This is a genomic window from Streptomyces sp., assembly GCF_035644915.1.
Taxonomy (GTDB): domain Bacteria; phylum Actinomycetota; class Actinomycetes; order Streptomycetales; family Streptomycetaceae; genus Streptomyces.
Map to the genome: position 1 here is coordinate 1 of NZ_DASQNP010000197.1, position 18,500 is coordinate 18,500.

At 72.0% G+C, this 18,500-nt stretch carries 15 protein-coding genes and 4 pseudogenes; 12 read left to right on the forward strand and 7 right to left on the reverse strand.

The genetic code is table 11. The annotated features are described in order from the left end of the window. Positions 1–337: 337 nt before the first annotated feature. Positions 338–919, forward strand: a complete 582-nt coding sequence (locus VE546_RS21685; protein ID WP_414720544.1) for a DsbA family protein — start codon at positions 338–340, stop codon at positions 917–919. A gap of 202 nt (positions 920–1,121) precedes the next feature. Here VE546_RS21685 and VE546_RS21690 read toward each other — a convergent pair whose 3' ends face one another. Further along, on the reverse strand, positions 1,122–3,239 hold the full coding sequence (locus tag VE546_RS21690; RefSeq protein WP_324924914.1) for a choice-of-anchor L domain-containing protein: 2,118 nt from the start codon (positions 3,237–3,239) through the stop codon (positions 1,122–1,124). A gap of 877 nt (positions 3,240–4,116) precedes the next feature. Between VE546_RS21690 and VE546_RS21695 the strand changes: the two genes are divergently transcribed. Further along, entirely contained in the window at positions 4,117–4,536 is a 420-nt protein-coding gene (locus VE546_RS21695) for a hypothetical protein (RefSeq protein WP_324924916.1), read from the forward strand. A gap of 451 nt (positions 4,537–4,987) precedes the next feature. Here VE546_RS21695 and gap read toward each other — a convergent pair whose 3' ends face one another. The 3 genes and pseudogenes from gap to VE546_RS28015 form a co-directional block, all read right to left on the reverse strand. Further along, entirely contained in the window at positions 4,988–5,986 is a 999-nt protein-coding gene (gene gap / locus VE546_RS21700; RefSeq protein ID WP_324924918.1) for a type I glyceraldehyde-3-phosphate dehydrogenase, read from the reverse strand. Positions 5,987–6,089: 103 nt separating this feature from the next. After that, positions 6,090–7,046 (reverse strand): GlxA family transcriptional regulator, encoded by a 957-nt coding sequence (locus tag VE546_RS21705; RefSeq protein WP_324924920.1) that lies wholly within the window; start codon positions 7,044–7,046, stop codon positions 6,090–6,092. Between the two features lie 159 nt (positions 7,047–7,205). Continuing rightward, positions 7,206–7,495: pseudogene (locus VE546_RS28015) on the reverse strand (IS5/IS1182 family transposase); the annotation flags it as partial. Between the two features lie 360 nt (positions 7,496–7,855). Here VE546_RS28015 and VE546_RS21715 point away from each other — a divergent pair. Then, the gene (locus VE546_RS21715) at positions 7,856–8,686 is read left to right on the forward strand and encodes a metallophosphoesterase (protein WP_324924922.1); all 831 of its coding nucleotides are present in this window, start codon (positions 7,856–7,858) and stop codon (positions 8,684–8,686) included. 265 nt (positions 8,687–8,951) lie between these two features. Here VE546_RS21715 and VE546_RS21720 read toward each other — a convergent pair whose 3' ends face one another. Beyond that, a complete protein-coding gene (locus VE546_RS21720) occupies positions 8,952–9,335 on the reverse strand; it encodes a VOC family protein (protein ID WP_324924924.1) in 384 nt (127 codons plus the stop codon). Positions 9,336–9,555: 220 nt separating this feature from the next. Here VE546_RS21720 and VE546_RS21725 point away from each other — a divergent pair. The 3 genes and pseudogenes from VE546_RS21725 to VE546_RS21735 all read left to right on the forward strand — a co-directional run. Beyond that, positions 9,556–10,050 (forward strand): annotated as a pseudogene (locus VE546_RS21725) (IS630 family transposase); the annotation flags it as partial. 195 nt (positions 10,051–10,245) lie between these two features. Continuing rightward, the gene (locus tag VE546_RS21730) at positions 10,246–11,211 is read left to right on the forward strand and encodes a TIGR01777 family oxidoreductase (RefSeq protein WP_324924926.1); all 966 of its coding nucleotides are present in this window, start codon (positions 10,246–10,248) and stop codon (positions 11,209–11,211) included. Between the two features lie 416 nt (positions 11,212–11,627). Beyond that, a complete protein-coding gene (locus VE546_RS21735) occupies positions 11,628–12,305 on the forward strand; it encodes an HAD family hydrolase (RefSeq protein WP_324924928.1) in 678 nt (225 codons plus the stop codon). A gap of 764 nt (positions 12,306–13,069) precedes the next feature. Here the strand turns inward: VE546_RS21735 and VE546_RS21740 are convergent. Beyond that, positions 13,070–13,747, reverse strand: coding sequence for a GOLPH3/VPS74 family protein (locus VE546_RS21740; RefSeq protein ID WP_324924930.1), 678 nt, complete (start codon positions 13,745–13,747; stop codon positions 13,070–13,072). A gap of 131 nt (positions 13,748–13,878) precedes the next feature. Here VE546_RS21740 and VE546_RS21745 point away from each other — a divergent pair, with 131 nt between their 5' ends. The 4 genes from VE546_RS21745 to VE546_RS21760 are packed head-to-tail and all read left to right on the forward strand — an operon-like array spanning position 13,879 to position 16,515. Beyond that, positions 13,879–14,394, forward strand: a complete 516-nt coding sequence (locus VE546_RS21745) for a hypothetical protein (protein WP_324924932.1) — start codon at positions 13,879–13,881, stop codon at positions 14,392–14,394. Beyond that, the gene (locus tag VE546_RS21750; RefSeq protein ID WP_324924934.1) at positions 14,391–14,744 is read left to right on the forward strand and encodes a transcriptional regulator; all 354 of its coding nucleotides are present in this window, start codon (positions 14,391–14,393) and stop codon (positions 14,742–14,744) included. The genes VE546_RS21745 and VE546_RS21750 overlap by 4 nt, the downstream gene beginning before the upstream one ends. After that, a complete protein-coding gene (locus tag VE546_RS21755) occupies positions 14,741–15,652 on the forward strand; it encodes an ABC transporter ATP-binding protein (RefSeq protein WP_324924936.1) in 912 nt (303 codons plus the stop codon). The genes VE546_RS21750 and VE546_RS21755 overlap by 4 nt, the downstream gene beginning before the upstream one ends. Beyond that, entirely contained in the window at positions 15,649–16,515 is an 867-nt protein-coding gene (locus VE546_RS21760) for an ABC transporter permease (protein ID WP_324924938.1), read from the forward strand. The genes VE546_RS21755 and VE546_RS21760 overlap by 4 nt, the downstream gene beginning before the upstream one ends. 61 nt (positions 16,516–16,576) lie before the next feature. Here the strand turns inward: VE546_RS21760 and VE546_RS21765 are convergent. Continuing rightward, positions 16,577–16,920: pseudogene (locus VE546_RS21765) on the reverse strand (transposase); the annotation flags it as partial. Between the two features lie 311 nt (positions 16,921–17,231). On the opposite strand from VE546_RS21765, the gene VE546_RS21770 reads away from it, so the two are divergent. Together VE546_RS21770 and VE546_RS21775 are read left to right on the forward strand one after the other, a co-directional pair. Continuing rightward, positions 17,232–17,981 carry an SDR family oxidoreductase gene (locus VE546_RS21770; protein WP_324924940.1) on the forward strand — a complete coding sequence of 250 codons (750 nt, stop codon included), beginning with the start codon at positions 17,232–17,234 and terminating at the stop codon, positions 17,979–17,981. Between the two features lie 113 nt (positions 17,982–18,094). Beyond that, a pseudogene (locus tag VE546_RS21775) lies at positions 18,095–18,442 on the forward strand (AfsR/SARP family transcriptional regulator); the annotation flags it as partial. Positions 18,443–18,500 lie beyond the last annotated feature (58 nt).

The following is an 18,500-nucleotide window of genomic DNA, read 5'->3' on the forward strand; positions in this document are numbered from 1 at the left end:
GGCCCGCCGGCCGCCGCCCCGGCGCTCCGGCGGGGTGGGCCGCGGGAGCGCAGAGGCGGGATGTCCCGGGCTCTGCCCGGCCGGATTTGATCAACGTCTGTGCGGTTCCGCCCTGGTGCTCTAGGGTCTGACCGACCCAAGGGGAGGAATGAATGCGCAGGGTGCGTGGGGGACGGTGGGCCGCGGTATGCGCGGCCGCGGTGCTGACGGTGGCCGGGTGCGGGCGGGGGACCGCCGAGGTGCCGACCACCCAGGCGTCCCCCGCCGGGACGGCCGCTCCGTACGCGGACATGGGGGAGCTGCCGAGAAGCTCGGCGCGGACGGCACCACGATCACGGTGGGCGACCCGAAGGCCGCGCTGACCGTGCACGTGTACGAGGATCCGCGCTGCCCGTACTGCCGGGAGTTCGAGATCACCGGCGGCGGCCCCGAGCTGCGGGAGGCCATGGTGCGACGGGAGGCGAAGACCGAGTACACCCTGGCGTCGTTCCTGGACGACCGGGTGGGCGGGAACGGTTCGAAGAAGGCGGTCAACGCGCTGCGTGCCGCACTGGAGGAGGGCAGGTTCGCCGAGTACCACGCGGTGCTCTACGTCCACCAGCCCCCCGAGAGCGCCGACGGCTACACCGACGCCTTCCTGCTGGAACTCGCCGACCAGGTCGACGGCCTCCGCGGCCCGGAGTTCGATGCCGCGGTGAAGACCATGAAGTACCGGTCCTTCGTGACCGCCTCCCAGAAGGCGTATGAGCGTGCCGGGGGGACGGAGGAGCCCGAGGGGCCGGGCACGCCCACCGCCGTGATCAACGGCAGGCGGATCCCGACGGAGTACACCGGGGTCCTGCTGGACGCCACCTCCTTCGCCGACCTGCTGCAGCGGATCCGGAGCAATCCGCTGGCATGGAACGGCCTCGACCGGTAGACCACCGCGGCCCCCACCGCCCGGAGCCCGGCGCTGACCGGAACCCGGGAGCAGCCCGGCCCGCCGACGGCACAGACACCGGATCCGTGCGGGGAACCGTCGGCGCCGGTCGCTGACGGACCGCCCGGGGTCGGCTCGTACGACGTGACCGGGGTGTGCCGTCGCCTGCGACGGCACGCCCCGGCCTGTTCCGCGCGGGTGGTCAGCTATGGATCACGATGGATCCGTTGCTGATCGCGGTCGCCGCCGCGGCGTCGTCCGCGGCGCCCGGCTGGTTGTCGAACACGACGGTGTCGCTGTCGGCGTCCCAGATCTTGAGCCGGTAGGTGTCGCTACCGCCGTTCTTGCCGGCGTCCACCACCGAGACCAGGAACCTGTAGCCCTCCTCGCCGTTGATCGTCCCGGACCCCTTGTAGATCGCCTTGCTCCCGCTGACGACCAGCCAGTCGTAGGACGTGGAGTGGAAGTTCAGACTTCCCGCCTTGAACTGGAACTCGGTCTGTCCGTTCGGGGTGGTGGCACCCTTCTGGTACTTCGAGACGAACCCGAACCGTCCGGGCCCGCTCACCGAGGGGTCGGCGGGGTAGGAGCCCTCGGGGACGTCGATCCAGCCGCCGCCGGTGACGAAGCCGGCCGTCGGGTCGTAGACGACCACGTAGTTCGGCGAGCACTTCTTGTCGGAGGCGCCGTCGTCGTCGGTCACCGTGAGGCAGACCGTGTAGATGCCGGCCGCGGTGTAGGTGTGGGAGCCGCTGACCTGGCCGTCGGTGGCCGCGGGCTCGCTCGTGGAGCCGTCTCCCCAGTCGACGGAGGCCGTGTGGGAGTCGTTGGCGCCGGGGTCGGTGTAGTCGGCGTCCAGGGACAGCGGGGTGCCGACCGCCACCGGGTTCACCGGCGTGGAGACCGCACCGATCGACGGTGCCACGTTCGTCACCGTCAGGTCGGTGGTGTTGGACACCGGCGGGTTGACGCCGTCGTCGGTGGTGAGCTCCAGCCGGTACTCGCCGTCGTCGGTGCAGGTGACGGTGGTCTTCAGGGCCGAGGCGTCCCCGAAGGAGCAGGCCGCTCCCGCGTCCACTCCGCTGACCGGCTCGTAGGACCACTGGTGGGTGAGCGGGTCACCGTTGACGTCACTGGCGGTCGCGTCGAGGGCGACCGCGGAGCCCTCGGCCCCGGAGTAGGGACCTCCGGGTTCGTTCTCCGGTGGTGCGTTCTTCCAGGTGGCCTTGGCCGACGCGAAGGGCTCGCTGGCGTCGCACGCCCCGTTCCCGTTGATGTCGTAGCAGGCGCTGATCGAGTCGGACCCGACCACCGTGCCGGTGTAGGTGAAGGTCGCCTCGCCCGCGGCGTCGGTGGTGTCCGACCCCGAGACGTCGTGCGCGCCCGTGGTCTGGAAGAGGATCGGCGCGCCGGAGACCGCCGGCGGCTCCGCACCGATCTCATTGAGCGTCGCGGTGACCGTGTGGTCCGTGCCGGTGTCCAGGGTCGCCTCGGCCGGAGCGAGGTCGAGCTGGTACGTCTTGGGCTGTGCGCCGGACTTGCACTGGGTCTCCGGGTCGGGCACGAATCCCACGCGCAGGTTGTCGACGAACGCCGCCGAGTCGAGGATGAAGTCGCCCTGGTCGAAGATGGACAGGTAGAGCGTGTGGGCGCCCGGGGTGACCTGCTTCGCCGCGGACAGCAACGGGGTGGCCCCGTCGTAGGTGGTGCCTGCCGCGTTCTCCTCGCTGAAACCGCCGAGGCCCACCGCGTTGACGCTCACGACGTCGTTGTCGGCGTCGAAGGCGAAGTTGTTCGGCGCGCTGATCTCGCTGCCCGACGTGGTCCAGTTGCTGTTGTCCAACTCCGCTATGAAGGCGTCGTTGAATGAGCTTCCGACCCACTCCGGGTATTCTTCGCTGTAGAACTGGAAGTCGAAGCTCAGGCAATTCGCCGTCTCGGGGACCTGCACGTCGACCTTGAAGACCGACACATCGAAGTCCGTGTTGCCCCGGACGTTCCCGCCGGACAGATTGGTCGTCTTGTCCCCTTCCGAGTTCGGGTCGTCGGCCGAGGCGGCGTCGCCGCTGGTCAGAATGGTGAACGTGGACCCGTTGGTCGGGAAGTTCGACAGTGACGAATCCCCGACGCCGTTGGCCACGGAACCGGCCAGGCTTCCGAAGCCGGCACCGGTGATGTCCGCTCCCGGCCCGGCCAGGGCCGAGGCCATGGCATTCGCGTTTGAATTGTTGCTGATGGCCGCGACGGCCGGCGAGGCCATCAGCAGCGTCGACGTTCCGGTGAGGGCCAGGACGCCGGTACCGACGACCAGACCACGCACCCACCCCCGCTTCATGGCATGCGAAAGCGGTTTTCTCGACATGATCCCCCCAGCTGCGTCCGGGGAGCCGGAATAGGTTACGCGAAAGCGCCCCACCCCTGTGAGCGAGAAACCGGCCCCCCGTGACTCGCTTGACCCGAGGGAAGCTAGCACGCGCTCGGCCGAGCGGGATAGATGAGAACGCCAATCAGCGTCGCAGTGAGACTGGGAACCCAACTCACTGTATTCATGCGCTGGTTGACATTTCCTTCGCGCTCCCCCTCCCCGCTGTGAGAAGAGAAAACGCGTGAACTCCAGTGGTTTCTGTGAAGCAAGCCGCCTTCCGCGCCGGCTGGTTTTCCGTACACCCCGGGCCGGGAGAGAGCCCCCTCTCCCCTCGGGGCGTGCGGCCTGCAAGACCGGCCCCGGAGGCAGGGGGAGCAGGACCACGGGAACGGCGGAGACGGCGACTGGCAGGGTGGTCCAGGTGCACGACTCCGGACGCCGGGGCGGCGGGACATCACCGGGCACCTCCCGCGGTCCGGGACGAGTGGGCAGCGCCCTCCGACGGACGGGACCGGCGGGGCCGGGCGGCTGCGCACCCCACGCAGTGTCGCCGGCACGCCCCGTGGAGCCGGCGGTGACGCCGGTCCGGAGTCCGTCCGGCATGGCTCCGCCATCGAGGCGGCTTTCACCTTGGCGTAGTGGCGCTGCCGGGCGGTGGACCCGGCGGGGTTCCCGTCCGGGGCGACGGCCGCCGGCCGGGCCTCGCTCCGCCGCCCGCCGCGGGTCCTTGCCCAGCCCGCGGGACCGACGGCAGAACTGTTCGCGCCCTCACCGGCGATCCGGCAGACTTACCGCTCTTACCGTCTGCCACGTCAAAGGGACCGGAGGGCTGATGCGGGGGAGAGTCCTGCTCGCGACGGGGTTGTTGGTGCTCGGGGCCGGCTGTACCGGTGAGCGGCCCGAGCGCGGTACCGCCGCGGCCGCCGCGACGCCCAGCCCGGCCGGCACCTCGCGGGAGCCGGTGGTGCCGCTCGACCCGGTGGCGCAGGAGTGTGTCCAGGAGGTGATGGAGGCGCTGGAGCTGTCCTGGGGGAAGCAGCAGCCGGATACCGCGGGTGAGGCGAAGCTGGACGCGTTCTTCGAGAACGCGGCGCCCTCCCGCCGTCACGTCTTCGACAAGAACGCCATGCTGGGCCACCGATGGATCGTCATGGGCATGCGCGAAGGGCAGGGCGCGGACGAAGCCGTCGAGGAGACCGTCACCGACATTCGGGGGTACGTCGAGGTGGACTGCGCGTCCGCTGCCGGGTGAGCCCTCGGAAGAGGGTCCGCGCCTGTCGGCGGCACGTTCCGGTAGGACTCGTCAGGTCCTTGACCTCGTCTGTCCGCGGACATGTCGAGCGGATGGACGCACACGACATCGCGGAGTCAGGACTGGTCGTGGCCAGTGTCGCGGCCACGGACGATACACCGCCCCCGCGCCCGGCGTACGCCAGCGCTGCCACCCGGACCTGCGCCGGAGCCCGCCCCTGCCGATGGGGTCGGCCCTGTGGCCGGGCCCGCCCCCAGGAGCCGACCACCGGGCCGACCAAGCCCATGACAAGGTGCCGCTGCCGCCTGTACCGAACAACGGCACCTGCTGGACATCGGCGTCCGTACGGACAGCCGACCCCGTCACGTGTTCGAAGGCGGCAGTGGCCCCGCGTGGGAAACCGCCCTCGACCCACGCCGGGAGCAGACCGCGGGGCCGCCCCGGCCTCCGGTCAGCGTGCGGCGAGGAGTTCGAGCGTGTCGACCACGCGGTTCGAGAAACCCCACTCGTTGTCGTACCAGGCGACCACCTTGATGTGACGGCCGTCGACCCGGGTGAGGGCCGAGTCGAAGATCGACGAAGCCGGATTGCCCGTGATGTCGGACGACACGAGCGGGTCGTCCGAGTACTCGAGGATGCCGGCGAGCGGTCCCTCCGCCGCGGCGCGGTACGCCGCCAGCACGTCGTCGCGCGTCACGTCGCGTGCGACGGTCGTGTTGAGTTCGACGATCGAGCCCACCGGAACCGGCACGCGGATCGAGTCGCCCGACAGCTTGCCGTCGAGGTTCGGCAGCACCAGGCCGATCGCCTTGGCGGCGCCCGTCGTGGTCGGCACGATGTTGACGGCGGCGGCGCGGGCGCGGCGGGCGTCGCGGTGCGGGCCGTCCTGCAGGTTCTGCTCCTGCGTGTAGGCGTGCACCGTCGTCATGAAGCCGTGTTCGATGCCGGCGAGCTCGTCGAGCACCGCGGCCAGCGGCGCCAGCGCATTGGTCGTGCACGAGGCGTTCGAGATGATCGTGTGCACGGCCGGGTCGTAGGCGGAGGTGTTGACCCCGAACGCGAGCGTGACGTCGGCGCCGTCCGACGGCGCACTGACGAGCACCTTCCTCGCGCCCGCGTCGAGGTGGGCGCGGGCGGCCTTGGCCGACGTGAAGCGGCCGGTCGCCTCCAGCACGACGTCCACACCGAGCCCGGCCCACGGCAGCCGCGCCGGTTCACGCTCGGCGAGCACCGTGATGCGACGGCCGTCGACGACCAGGGCGTCCCCGTCGACGGTCACCGGGCGGCCGAGCCGGCCGGCCGTCGTGTCATAGGCGAGCAGCCGCGCGAGGGTGGCGGGCTCCGTGAGGTCGTTGACGGCGACGACCTCGAGGTCGCTGCCGCGCTCGAGCAGTGCGCGCAGCACATTCCGTCCGATGCGGCCGAATCCGTTGATGGCGATGCGAGTCATGAGGGGCCTCCCTTCGGTTCGCCACCAGGTTCGCGTGCGGCGTCCGCCCGTGGCAGCGGCGTGATCGCCACGGTTGGAAAGGATCGCGCCACGCGGCGCCGGGCTACTCGCCCCGGGCGAAGGTGCGCCGGTACTCGCTCGGCGTGGTCCCGAGGATGCGCTGGAAGTGCAGCCGCAGATTCGCACCGGTGCCGAGACCGACGTCGGCGGCGATCTGCTCGACGCTCCGCTCCGAACGCTCGAGCAGCTCACGGGCCATGTCGATGCGGGCGCGCATGACCCACTGCATCGGCGTGTACCCGGTGTCTTCGACGAAGCGCCGCGAGAACGTGCGCGGCGACACCGCCGCGTGCCGGGCGAGCGCTTCGAGGGTGAGGGGCTCGCCGAGCCGGTGCAGCGCCCACTCGCGGGTGGCGGCGAACCGCTCGCCGAGCGGCTCGGGCACGCTGCGCGGCACGTACTGCGCCTGGCCGCCGCTGCGGTAGGGGGCCGCGACCAGGCGCCGGGCCGCGTGGTTCGACGCGGCCACCCCGAGGTCGCCACGGAGGATGTGCAGGCACAGGTCGATGCCCGAGGCGGCGCCGGCCGACGTCAGCACGCTGCCCTCGTCGACGAACAGGACGTTCTCGTCGACCCGGACGAGCGGATGCTTCGCCGCGAGCGCCTTCGCGTAATGCCAGTGCGTCGTGGCGCGCTTGCCGTCGAGCAGGCCCGTGGCGGCGAGCGCGAAGGCGCCCGTCGAGATGGCGGCGAGCCGCGCGCCCCGGCCGTGGGCCGCGAGCAACGCGTCGACGACGGCCCGCGGCGGGTCGTCGCGGTCCGGGAACCGGTAGCCGGGGATGAAGGCGATGTCGGCCCACGCCAGCGCGTCGAGGCCGTGGGCGACGTGGTACGACAGACCGTCGCCGCCGGTCACGAGACCGGGGGCCGCGCCGCACAGCCGCACCTCGTACGGCATGCTCGCGCGGGTCGTGAACACCTGCGCGGGAATGCCGACGTCGAGCGGTTTCGCACCCTCGAGCACAAGAACGGCGACACGACGCAGGCGGGCGGACGACACGGGAAACAGGGTACGAGAAGTGCGGAGCAGACCCGCTCCTCCTCTTCCACGGGAGAGGCCCCTTCACCGACCGCTTCCGCCGCGCACGGAACGCCACCGCCCGACGCCCGGCCGCCGACGCCGTGAGGGTTTGCCAGCCCCGGTCCGAGCCGACCGGGTACGGGCAGAGGACGACTTGGGCACGGCGCCGGGCAGAGCCGGCGAGGCCCCCGGCAGCCGGCCGGATGGATCGGCCGACACCCGGGCGTTCACGCCGCGTTCTGTGTGCCTGCCGGAGCAGAAGGACCGGCCGGCGGCGATCTTTCCCAGCCTTCGGCCGGGAGGCGCCCCCGGCGATCGGCGGCAGGGTCCCGTCCAGCGGCACGAACCCCCTTCGCCGATGCCGTCCGGGCCCCTCGGCGAGGGGTGGGGCAGCGGTGGGCGGCCGTGGTCCCGATGCCGAATCCGGCCCGCTGCTCACTCCCTCCCCGCGGCTGACGGGCCCGCTGCCCGACCCCGCTGACGGCGGGCGGCCTGCCTCGCCGGGCCATGTGTGGACGGGGGTGGTGATCCATCTGCTGCTGACGGTGTCCGTGCTGGAGCTGCCCCGGGCATTCGCCGCACGGTACTTCCGTCGCAGGGAGCGCACGGAGCGGGACACCCCGGCCGCGGTCGGCGCCGGGCTGAACGCATCACGCGCGCCGGCCGAAGTCGCGGTCCCGGCACACACCACCGCCCTGCACGGCGCGCCGGTTGAGCCTGCCGGCGGCGCACCCGGGGGACCTGTCGCACCGGAGGGCGACGGCGCCCGTGACACGGACGGTCCGCCGATGGGCCGCCGTCTCTTCCTCGGCCGGACGGTGGGCGCGGTGGCCGGAGTCACCGCGCTGGGCACGGTCGGCCACGGCATGTCCGTTGCGCTCGGCGCCCCGCTGACACACCGGGTACCCATCGCCCTCACCGAGCTGGATCCCCGGATGGCGGGTCTGCGCATCGCCGTGGTCAGCGACATCCACCTCGGGCCCCTGCTCGGCCGTTCCCACACCGAGCGCATCGTCCGGCTGATCAACCGGCAGGAGCCGGACGTGGTGGCGGTTGTCGGTGACCTGGCCGACGGGACCGCGGCGCAGCTCGGACCCGCCGCCCGCCCGCTGCGCAACCTGGAATCGCGCTACGGCAACTTCTTCGTCACCGGCAATCACGAGTACCTCTGTGACGGAGTCGAGGACTGGCTGGACGAGATGCGCGACGTCGGCATCCGCCCCCTGGTGAACGAACGGGTGGAAATCTGGCACAACGGTGCCGTACTGGATCTCGCCGGGGTCGAGGACGTAACCGGTGAGGAGGTCGGACGGGGACCGGATTTCGACCGGGCCCTTGGCGGGCGGGACACCTCCCGGCCGGTCGTGCTGCTGGCCCACCAGCCCGTGCTCGCCGAGGAGGCTGCCCGTCACGGCGTCGATCTCCAGTTGTCCGGGCACACCCACGGCGGCCAGATGATTCCACTGAACCTGGTGAACGAACTGTCGAACCCGGTGGTGTCCGGGCTCGGCCGGGTGGACGACACCTGGCTCTACGTCACTCGAGGAGCGGGCTTCTTCGGCCCGCCCGTGCGGGTGGGGGCGCCACCGGACATCACCATGGTGGAACTGGGCTCCTGACCGGCCGCCACCGGAGAGGAACCGGCACACCATCCCCGCTGCCGGCCGTCACCGGCGGTGCCCGCGGATCCGGCCCCTTGCACACGCTCTCGCAGGCCACCGGTCGCCCAGGCGCTGGACCGCGGAGCGGGCCTACGGGTGGCTGATGTCCCACCGCCCCAGCGGGTGCGCCTGGGAGGGCCCCGGGGAAGAACGGCGCCCAGGCGGTGCCCGCCGAAGCCGCGCGCGAGGCCACGCACGGGGCCTCGCACGAAGGACGCCATGGTCACACGGGCTTGAGCCGGGCGCGCAGGAGGCAGAACTCGTTGCCCTCGGGGTCGGCCAGGACGTGCCGGCTTTCGGTGCCGGTCCGGCCGATGTCGACGGGCCTGGCGCCGAGGGCGAGCAGTCGTTCCAGCTCGGCGTCCTGGTCGCGGTCGGTGGCGTTGACATCGATGTGCAGCCGGAGCTTCCCGGTCCGCGGGGCGCTGCTGGGGCTGAGGACGAGGATGGGCTGCGGGCCGCCGAAACCGGTGCCGGGCGGGCCGATCCCGATGCTTCCGTCGGCCTCCCGATCGAGCTCGACGTAGCCGAGGACGTCACTCCAGAATGCGGCCAGCCGTTCGGGGTCCGCGGCGTCGAGGACCAGTTCACTGATGCGGCATGCCATGGCCGTCACTCTACGTGGACGGTGTGACAGGCCTGGCCGTGGACGGTGAGTGCGGCCGGGCCGGCGGAATCCGCGAACAGGGCCTCAGGACGCTCGCCGTTCCACGAGCGGGCGCTGTGCTGACCAGCGGGTGGTGTGTCTCGGGGACGGGCGAGGTTCATCCGCTCGTGGCGGCGCCGGAGTCGGAACGTCGACGGAAACGTGCGGCTGAACGTACTCGGTGGTGCGGGTCCGCGGCCGTTCCCGCAGACGGGTGTCCACCACGGCGCCGACCCGCTGCAAGCCCGTCCACCGGTCCCGGCTGGTCTGCCGGACGCGCCGGGACGACGGCCGACGCGGCAGCCGCAAGGGCTTCTCCTGGTGCCACTGCCCGGGACCTGCCGACCGCCGCACACCAGCAGGGGGTCGGCCCCTCCGGGGCTCGGCGGCCCGATCACGCCCATCCGGGTCAACCTCCATGCCCACCAGGCCGTCGACCTGCGGGAGTCCGCCGCGTCCCGGGACCGGCCGGCCATTCACCGCCTGCCGCCTTGCGCACCCGACCCCAACCCCCGTGGAAGGGATCCGGTCGCTGCTGCGGCGCGGCCGGCCCTCCCACACCGCCTTCAACACTCCCGAACACCTCGTCCAGCGCATCCGACGCGGCCTACGACACCTCCAGTACCGCAGCGGCCTCGTGGACGGCTGCCTCACCGAGACCGGCCTGACCATCAGGCCCACCCGGGCAACGACACGACATCACGAGTTCGACCTCAGTGACCCCCGCTGCCGACAGGAGCACGCCAGTCATGCGAGATCCCTCAAGGGCGGTGCACCGGAGGGCGGTTCAGGCCGCCCCGGCCACCCCTCCGGGATTCGGGCGTGGTCAAGCCGGGAGTAGGGTTGTCCTCACCCGGAGGGGAGGGGCTCGATGAAGGTCGTGATTCCCGGGGGAACCGGGCAGGTGGGTACCGTCCTGAACCGCGCGCTGACCGCCGCCGGGCATGAGGTCGTGGTGCTGACCAGGCGGCCGGTGAGGCCGGGGGAGGTCCACTGGGACGGCAGGACCCCGGGACCGTGGACCGAGGCGATCGACGGCAGCGACGTCGTGGTCAACCTGGCCGGCCGCAGCGTGAGCTGCCGCTACACCCCCGCCAACCTCCGGGCCATGATGGACTCGCGGGTGCTCTCCGCCCGCGTCGTGGGCGAGGCGATCGGCGCTGCGGCACGCCCTCCGCGGGTCTGGCTCCAGATGAGCACCGCCACCATCTACGCCCACCGCTTCGACGCGCCCAACGACGAGGGCACCGGCGTGATCGGCGGAGCGGAACCCACCGTGCCGGCCTACTGGTCCTACAGCGTGGACATCGCCAAGGCCTGGGAGAGGGAACAGGAACAGGCCGACACTCCGCACACCCGTAAGGTGGCCCTGCGCTCCGCCATGGTGATGAGCCCCGACCGAGGAGGCGTCTTCGACGTCCTGTCGTGGCTGGCCCGCCTCGGCCTCGGCGGCCCGGTCGCGGGCGGCGCACAGTACGTCTCGTGGATCCACGACCACGACTTCGTCCGCGCGGTCGAGTTCCTGATCGACCGGGACGATCTCGCGGGCCCGGTGAACCTGGCCGCTCCCGAGCCCCTTCCGCACCGCGCGTTCATGCGCGCCCTGCGCACTGCGTGGCGTGCACCGGTGGGCCTGCCCGCGACACGCTGGATGGCCGAGGTGGGCGCCTTCGTGCTGCGCTCGGACACGGAACTGCTGCTGAAGAGCCGGCGTGTCGTCCCCGGACGGCTGCTCGAGGCGGGCTTCGCCTTCGCGTACCCGAGGTGGCCGGAGGCTGCCCGCGACCTGGCGCGGCGTCGGCGGGGCGGGCCTGCACCGCGGCCGTGCAGCCCCTGACCACGGCCCGGCAGCGGCCGGGGCGGGGCCACACCGACAACGGCGCCGCACCGCCGGCGTATACGGGCTCGTCGCCCGCAAGGCGTAGCCCGCACACATCACGCCCCTGAGCGAGGGCCGGGCCGCATGGACCGATGGGTTGCCCGCCGCAGCGAGCGCGACGCGGCAGGCCCTCCGCTTGTGAGGCTACGGCGAGGTGGCAAGCAGCTCCCTGTATGGGATCAGGGATGTGCCCGTCATAAAGCACCACACCACGGAACCGGTCCGGCCACAACCTTCCGAGCCTGCTTTTCGGGTGGCCGGCGAGAGGAATCCCAGCCCGGAATCGCAGACAATCCAACTGCGGCAGGGGCGGCAATTTGTGATCATGCTGTGGACGCCTCCCCGGCCCCTCATGAGACCCCGGAGAAAGATCAATGAGTGAGAAGCGTTGGGTCACCTTCGACTGTTTCGGCACCCTGGTGGACTGGCGCCACGGCATCGCCAGCGGAATTGAACTGGTCGCGCCCGGTAAGGGCCGGGAACTGCTGGACGTCTACAACCGCCACGAGCCGCAGGTGCAGCGCGAGCACCCCTCCATGCGTTACAGCGACGTCCTGACGGAGACGCTGAAGCGCACGGCAGCCGAGGCGAGGATCGAGCTGGTGGAGGACGACACCCGGGTCCTGGCAGCCGGCATCCCGTTCTGGCCGGTTTTCCCCGAGACGCGGCAAGCGCTGCGCGAACTGCGGGAGTCCGGCTGGAACCTTGCCCTGCTCACCAACTGCGACCGCGTCATCATCGGCGAGACTCAGCGCCGTCTGCGGATTCAGTTCGACGCGATCGTCACGGCCGAGGACTCCGGCGCCTACAAGCCGGCTCACAACCACTTCGAGCATTTTGAGAAGTCTCTCGGCGTCACCCGTGACCGGTGGGTGCATGTGGCGCAGAGCTACTTCCATGACATGGTCCCGGCTAGCGAACTCGGCATCACGCGCGTGTGGGTCAACCGTCTCAACGAGAGCGACGACCCTTCGATTGCGCACGCCGTCCGCTCGGACCTGAACGGCCTGGCGGCCACCGTCAACGAGGTCCATCGGACGGTCAACGGCTGACCTGCGGCTGCCCCCGTCCGCACCGGCCGGCCGTACCCCTTGCCCCCCAGGTCCGCTCGGTCATCGGTATGGACCCCGAGCCGGGCATGCTTCAGGTCGCGGGGAAACAGCCGTGGGACAGGGCGTGCGCCACGTGACACGGGTCCTCGGCACCGATGCCGATGTCCCGTGCTCGGCGCGCTGATGGGACAGCGGTCATTGGGGACGGCAGGCATCGGACAGGCACTTCACCGGATGCACCACGAGGAACTCCTCCGTGCACTGTCGCCGCTGTCCCGTCCCGGTGGTGTCGCCGCCGTCCCGAACGTCGTTTCGGCACGACAGTGGAGGCGTCCTGCGGCACCGACGCGTCAGGCCGGCTCCGTCACGCGCAGGCGTTGACGGTACGTCGAGGACTGGATCGTCCGACTCCCGGACGTCACCGGCCTCGCCCGGACGGTTCACCGAGACGCCGAAGCCGGCCGCGTCGACGAGGCGACGTCCAGGCTTCCGCGGGAGGCCCCGTCCCCGTTGCCCGAGGGGATCCGCAGACGCATCGGCGGCACGGTGGTGGACGGGGAATTTCCGGCCGGGCCGTGGGGACCTCGTCCGTCCGGAGGGCGAGCCCTGCGGCGGCGAGGGTGCCCGCGCGAGCTTGGTTCGAGGGCGCGATCCCAAGGCGCCTGGCGCCAGGCGCCGGAGCGCCTTCGACAGGGGCGTCCGCTCGATCGGCATCGAGCCTGGGGGAGAGCCCACGTGGGCGTTCCGGGACCGACAGCGTCTGCTCAGTTGGTGACGGCGGCCGCGGCTCCTGCGGCTCCCGCGGAGACCGCCGCGAGGGTCCGCAGCACCGCGGTGTTCACCGCTTCGGCGCCCCAGCTCGCCTGCTCCAGCCGCTTCGCGCGCTGGTGGACCGCACCCGACCAGGGGATGACGCGGTGCAGGCTCGGCAGCGTGCCGCTCGCGGAGAGCAGACCGATCACCGCCGCCGTACGGGCATCGGGCTCCGCGCCGTCCACCAGTGCCGCGCGCACCCGCTCGACGAGGGCCTCCTTGTGCCGGGTGTCCGCGGCCCGTGTGACCGTGGTGCGGAACACGCCCAGCGTCCTGGTGCTCTCCCGGCGCAGCAGGCCCCGCTCGACGAGCCGGTCCAGCACGGTCTCGCGCAGCCCGGTGCCGATCTCGATGAGGAGGGTCTGTACGCCCCGCACCCGCTCGGCGACCTTCTCCTGGGCGGCCCGGAGCAGGGGATCGGGCAACGGTTCACCGGCGACGGCGTGCACCCGCAGCCCGTTCAGCCCCTTGTCCTGCTCATCGACCCTGATGCGGCCGGTCTGGGCGAGCTCGACCAGCACGGCGCCGCCCAGGGTGTAGTACAGCGTGCCGGCCCCCGCGATCGCCCCCGACGAGTCGTCGAACATCAACAGCATCAGCTCTTCGACGACGAGCAGGTCCTTCTGCATGAGTCCTCTTCCCGTTCCCGCCGGTACCGGCGCGCGGGTGCCGGCACCGGCGCGCCGCCGACTTGCCTATCAGGAAAGTCAAGGATAACTTTCCTTGTGGGAAAGTAAAGCGGGACAGGAGGGCGAGGGCCGTGAGCACGCCGGTGGATGCCGAACAGGCATGGAGAGATCTGCAGCGCATCCGAGTGCCGCAGGAGCGGGTGTACGACGAGGTCGAGCGGTCCGCCGCGGGCGGCTCGGGCACCATCTGGACCACGGCCGCACTCATGTGGCTCTTCCTGGCCGGTCTGGGCCTGGACCTGCCCGGGTGGGGCGTGGGGCTGGTCGTCGCGGCGTACATCGCGCTGCTGGGCGTGCTGGCGGTGCTCGACAACCGCCGCAGCCGGGTGCGCCTGCACCACACCCGCTGCACCCGGCGGATGTTCGGCACCTTCGTCGCGGGAGCGGTGGTGACCGGCGGGACGGCCCTTCTGTCCGGCCGTCTGGTCGATCCCCTGGAGCCGATGCCCGCCAGTCTGATCCAGGCCACCGTCTCGGCGGCGGTGTTCGTGCTGTTCGTGGGGCCGACGAGCCGCTGGGCGGCCGGGTCGGCGCGGGGCCGCGGCGCACGGACGGCAGGCGCGGGAGCGGCGGGGGCGGGCCGATGAGCGTTCCCGCCGGCTTCGACGAGCTGATCCATCCCGCCACCCGGCTGTCGGTGGTCGCGCTGCTCGCCGCAACGGAATGGGCGGACTTCGCGTTCGTCCGCGACAGCCTCTCGCTCAGCGACTCCGCGCTCTCCAAGCAACTGCACACCCTGCAGGAGGCCGGTTACCTGGAACTCCACAAGGTGGGCGGCGGCCGCAGGCGGCGCACCAGGGTGCGGCTGACAGGCCGCGGCCGCACCGCCTTCGAGGGGCACGTCGCGGCGCTCCGGGCGATCGTCGAGGGCGCCGGTCTCCCGGCGGCGGCCGAGACACCACCAGGCCGGCGACACCACTCGGGGGCAGGACGATGACACCGAGGCACACACCCGCCCGGCCCGTCGTCCACGCACGCGACGTGACGATGACGTACGGCGACATCGACGTCCTCCACGGCGTCGACCTGGACATCCACCGCGGCGAGGTCTTCGCGCTGCTCGGGCCCAACGGCGCCGGGAAGACCACCACCGTCGAGATCCTGGAAGGCTTCCGGCGGCGTTCCGCCGGGGAGGTGAGCGTCCTCGGTACGGACCCGGAGCGGGGCGACGACGCCTGGAGGGCCCGGATCGGCCTGGTCCTGCAGTCCTGGCGCGACCACCGCCGCTGGCGGGTCGCCGAACTGCTGACGCACTTCGCGACGTACTACCCCGACCCGCGCGACCCGGCCGAACTGCTGGCCCTGGTCGGCCTCGCCGACCAGGCCGGCCGGCAGGTGGACCGGCTGTCCGGCGGCCGGCGCCGGCGGCTGGACGTCGCGCTCGGCATCGTCGGCCGCCCCGAACTCCTCTTCCTGGACGAGCCGACCACCGGCTTCGACCCGGAGGCGCGGCACGAGTTCCACGTCCTGGTCGAACGGCTGGCCCGCGACGAGGGTGTCACCGTCCTGCTCACCACCCACGACCTGGCGGAGGCCGAGCGGCTCGCCGACCGGATCGCCATGCTGGTCGGCGGCCGGATCCGGGCGTGTGGCACACCCGCGGAACTGGCCCGGCGGGCCGCCGCCCAGGCCGAGGTCCGCTGGACGGCCGACGACGGGACGTCCCGCCGCGAACGCACCGAGGACCCCTCACGGCTGGTCTGGGAACTCCACCGGCACGCGGACGGCCCGATCCGCGACCTGGAGGTCCGCCGCCCGACGCTGGAGGACACCTACCTGCACATGGTGCACCGGGAGGCCGACGGCACGGGCGGGGCCGCGGACGAGGAGGAACGGGCCGCATGAGGGGGACACACCTGACGAACGGTTGGCGTGCCGGGCTCCGGCGCGGCGGCATCGAGCTGCGGCACCTCCTGCGCAACGGCAAGGAGATGTCCGGCCATCTGACCAACGTGGTCGTCGCACTGCTCGTCGCCGCCTACGTCAGCGATGACGTGCCCGGCACCCGGACCCCGATGGCCCATCTGGTGCTGGCGGGCTTCGCCGCCTACCTGCTGTTCCAGATCGGGCTGATCAACCTCCCGCAGATGCTCGTGACCGAGCGGGAGGAGGGCACCCTGCTGCGGCTGCGCGCCACGCCCGGCGGGATACCGGCCTACCTCGTCGCCAAGTGCCTGCTGGTGGTCGTCGTGGCGGTCGGCACCCTGGCGCTGCTCCTGGCGGCCGCGGCGCTGCTGGTGGACGGGCCGCTGCCGCACGGGCCGGGCGACTGGCTGACGCTGCTGTGGGTCACCGTGCTCGGGCTGCTCGCCGTCGTACCGCTCGGCGCGGCCATAGGCGCCGTACTGCCCAACCCCCGCGAGGCGCTGGCGTTGATCATGCTGCCGACGATGGGGCTGCTGTTCACCTCGGGGACGGTGTTCCCGATCACCTCGCTGCCCGTGCCGGTCCAGCAGGTGGCCGCGGTCTTCCCGCTCAAGTGGCTGGCGCAGGGCCTGCGTTCGGCGCTGCTTCCGGACTCGGCACGGACCGCCGAGGCGGCCGGCTCCTGGGAACTGCCCATGGTCGCCCTGGTCCTGACCGCCTGGGCGGTCCTCGGGTTCCTCCTCGCGGTGCCCCTGCTGCGCCGCGCCGCCCGCCGCGAGTCCGGCTCCCGGCTGGCCGCGCGCCACCGCAAGGCGGCACGGAGCGGCTCGCTGCCCGCGTAGGCGGGACCGGTGACCACCGGGCGACGGCCCGGCCCGGGGTCTGTCCGGAAAACGACCACTGCTCGCGAAGCCGAAGGATCAGTGGGGCGAGGCGGGGACCGGCAAGGCGGCGGGCGGCGGGCTTACCGAAGCGGGTGGCAACTGCCCGGAACCGTTCGAGCCCGCTGAAACAGCGCTCGACGACGCCGCGGACCCGGTACCGCTCGGAATCGAGGGCCGGGGGTCGCCCGCCGGCCGGCCCCCGGCGCTGTCCGCCCGCGATCCGGCCGGCCCGTCGGGAACGACCGCTCGTATACCGCGTCGTCGTAAGCCGGAACGGATGACCCGCGAGGAATGCGCCTTGTCCGCGAAGACCGTCTCGGGCCGGCGACACGGCCGCCGTCCCGCGGGCAAGCGGGGCACCTGCCCGGGCGGCGTCACCGGAGCCGGCCGCCGCGTCGGCTGTGACAACCCGTCGCGGTCCAGCCGGGAGTACCACCGCCGGTTCGGTGCGCCCCCGGCCGGGACGCCGCCCGCCCGCGCCGCGCCGTGCGCACCCCCGCAGGTCTCCTTCCCTGAGCCGAGCCGGACCCGCAGTAGAGGTTTGTGCAAGAGGAAGCGAGGATCGTTCTACTGTTTCAGCAGGTCAGAGCGGTTCAATGGGATCACCGGTTCTCCTGCGGAGCAGGAAAGTACCTGCCCCTCCGCGGATCCCACGACCTCGCAAGGACCACACCATGAAGACAGTCCTGATCACTGGTACCTCCTCCGGATACGGGCGGGAGATCGCCCTCCACTTCCACGCCCGGGGTTGGAACGTCATCGCCACGATGCGCACCCCGCGCCCGGACGTCCTTCCCGAGTCCGACCGGCTCCGCATCGTCGAACTCGACGTGACCGAGCCCGAGAGCATCACCGCCGCGTTCGAGGCGGCAGGGCCCATCGACGTCCTGGTCAACAACGCGGGCGTGCCCTCGATCGGCGTGTTCGAGGGCACCCCCATGGCCCGCGTACGGGAGGTCTTCGAGACCAACACGTTCGGCGTGATGGCGACGACCCAGGCAGTGCTGCCCCAGTTCCGCGAGCGCGGCTCCGGCGTGGTGGTCAACGTGACCTCCAGCGTGGTACTGGGACACATGCCGCTCTCGGCCGTCTACAAGGCGAGCAAGATGGCCGTCGAGGGGTTCACCTCGTCCCTCGCGCTCGAACTCGCACCCTTCGGTGTGCGGGCGAAGACGGTCGAGCCGGGCGCCTGCCTGACGACGGGCTTCGCGGCCAGGGCGACGAACGGCGCCTCGCTGGACGAGATGGTCCCGGCGCCTTACGCAGCGTTCGCGAGGAAGGCCATGGACGACTTCACGGGCCAGGACGTGTTCACCAAGGAGAGCGACGTCGCCGAGACGGTGTGGCGAGCCGTGCACGACACGACCGGCCAGTTGCGGTTCCCGGCCGGTCCCGACGCGGTCCGGCTCGCCCAGGCGAAGTGACCAGCCTGCAGGCGAGGCGGTGCCGCACTGATGTCATGGACCGGCCCCGCGCACACGCACGGGACTCCCACCCGGCATGTCCGTACAACAGTTGCCGCAGCCCCGCCCCGTCCGGATCGGCGAATGGCCTCACCCGCCTGGACGCCGAGGCCGGCAACCTGCGCGCGGCACTCGGCGAGGCGGTACGCCGAGCCGCCGCGGGCCAGGCCGAAGAAGCTGTCCGGCTCGCCACCGCACTGTCCTGGTGGCGGCTCCTGCGCGGTCGCCTCACCGAGGCCCGGGGCAGCCTGCCGGCCGTCATCGCCGCCACGTCGGCATCCCGCAACACCGCCCCCGAACTCGCCTTCCCGCACGCCGCCTTCGCGTTCCTCACCGGCGACCACCCCGGGGCCACCGTCCTCGCGGACGCCGACACCGACGCCGATGCCGTACCCGACCCCGTACGCCGTGCCCGTGCCCTCTGACTGTGCGCCTACGGCCTGTTCAGCGCGGGTGGGACCGCCAGCGCCGAGGAGTTGA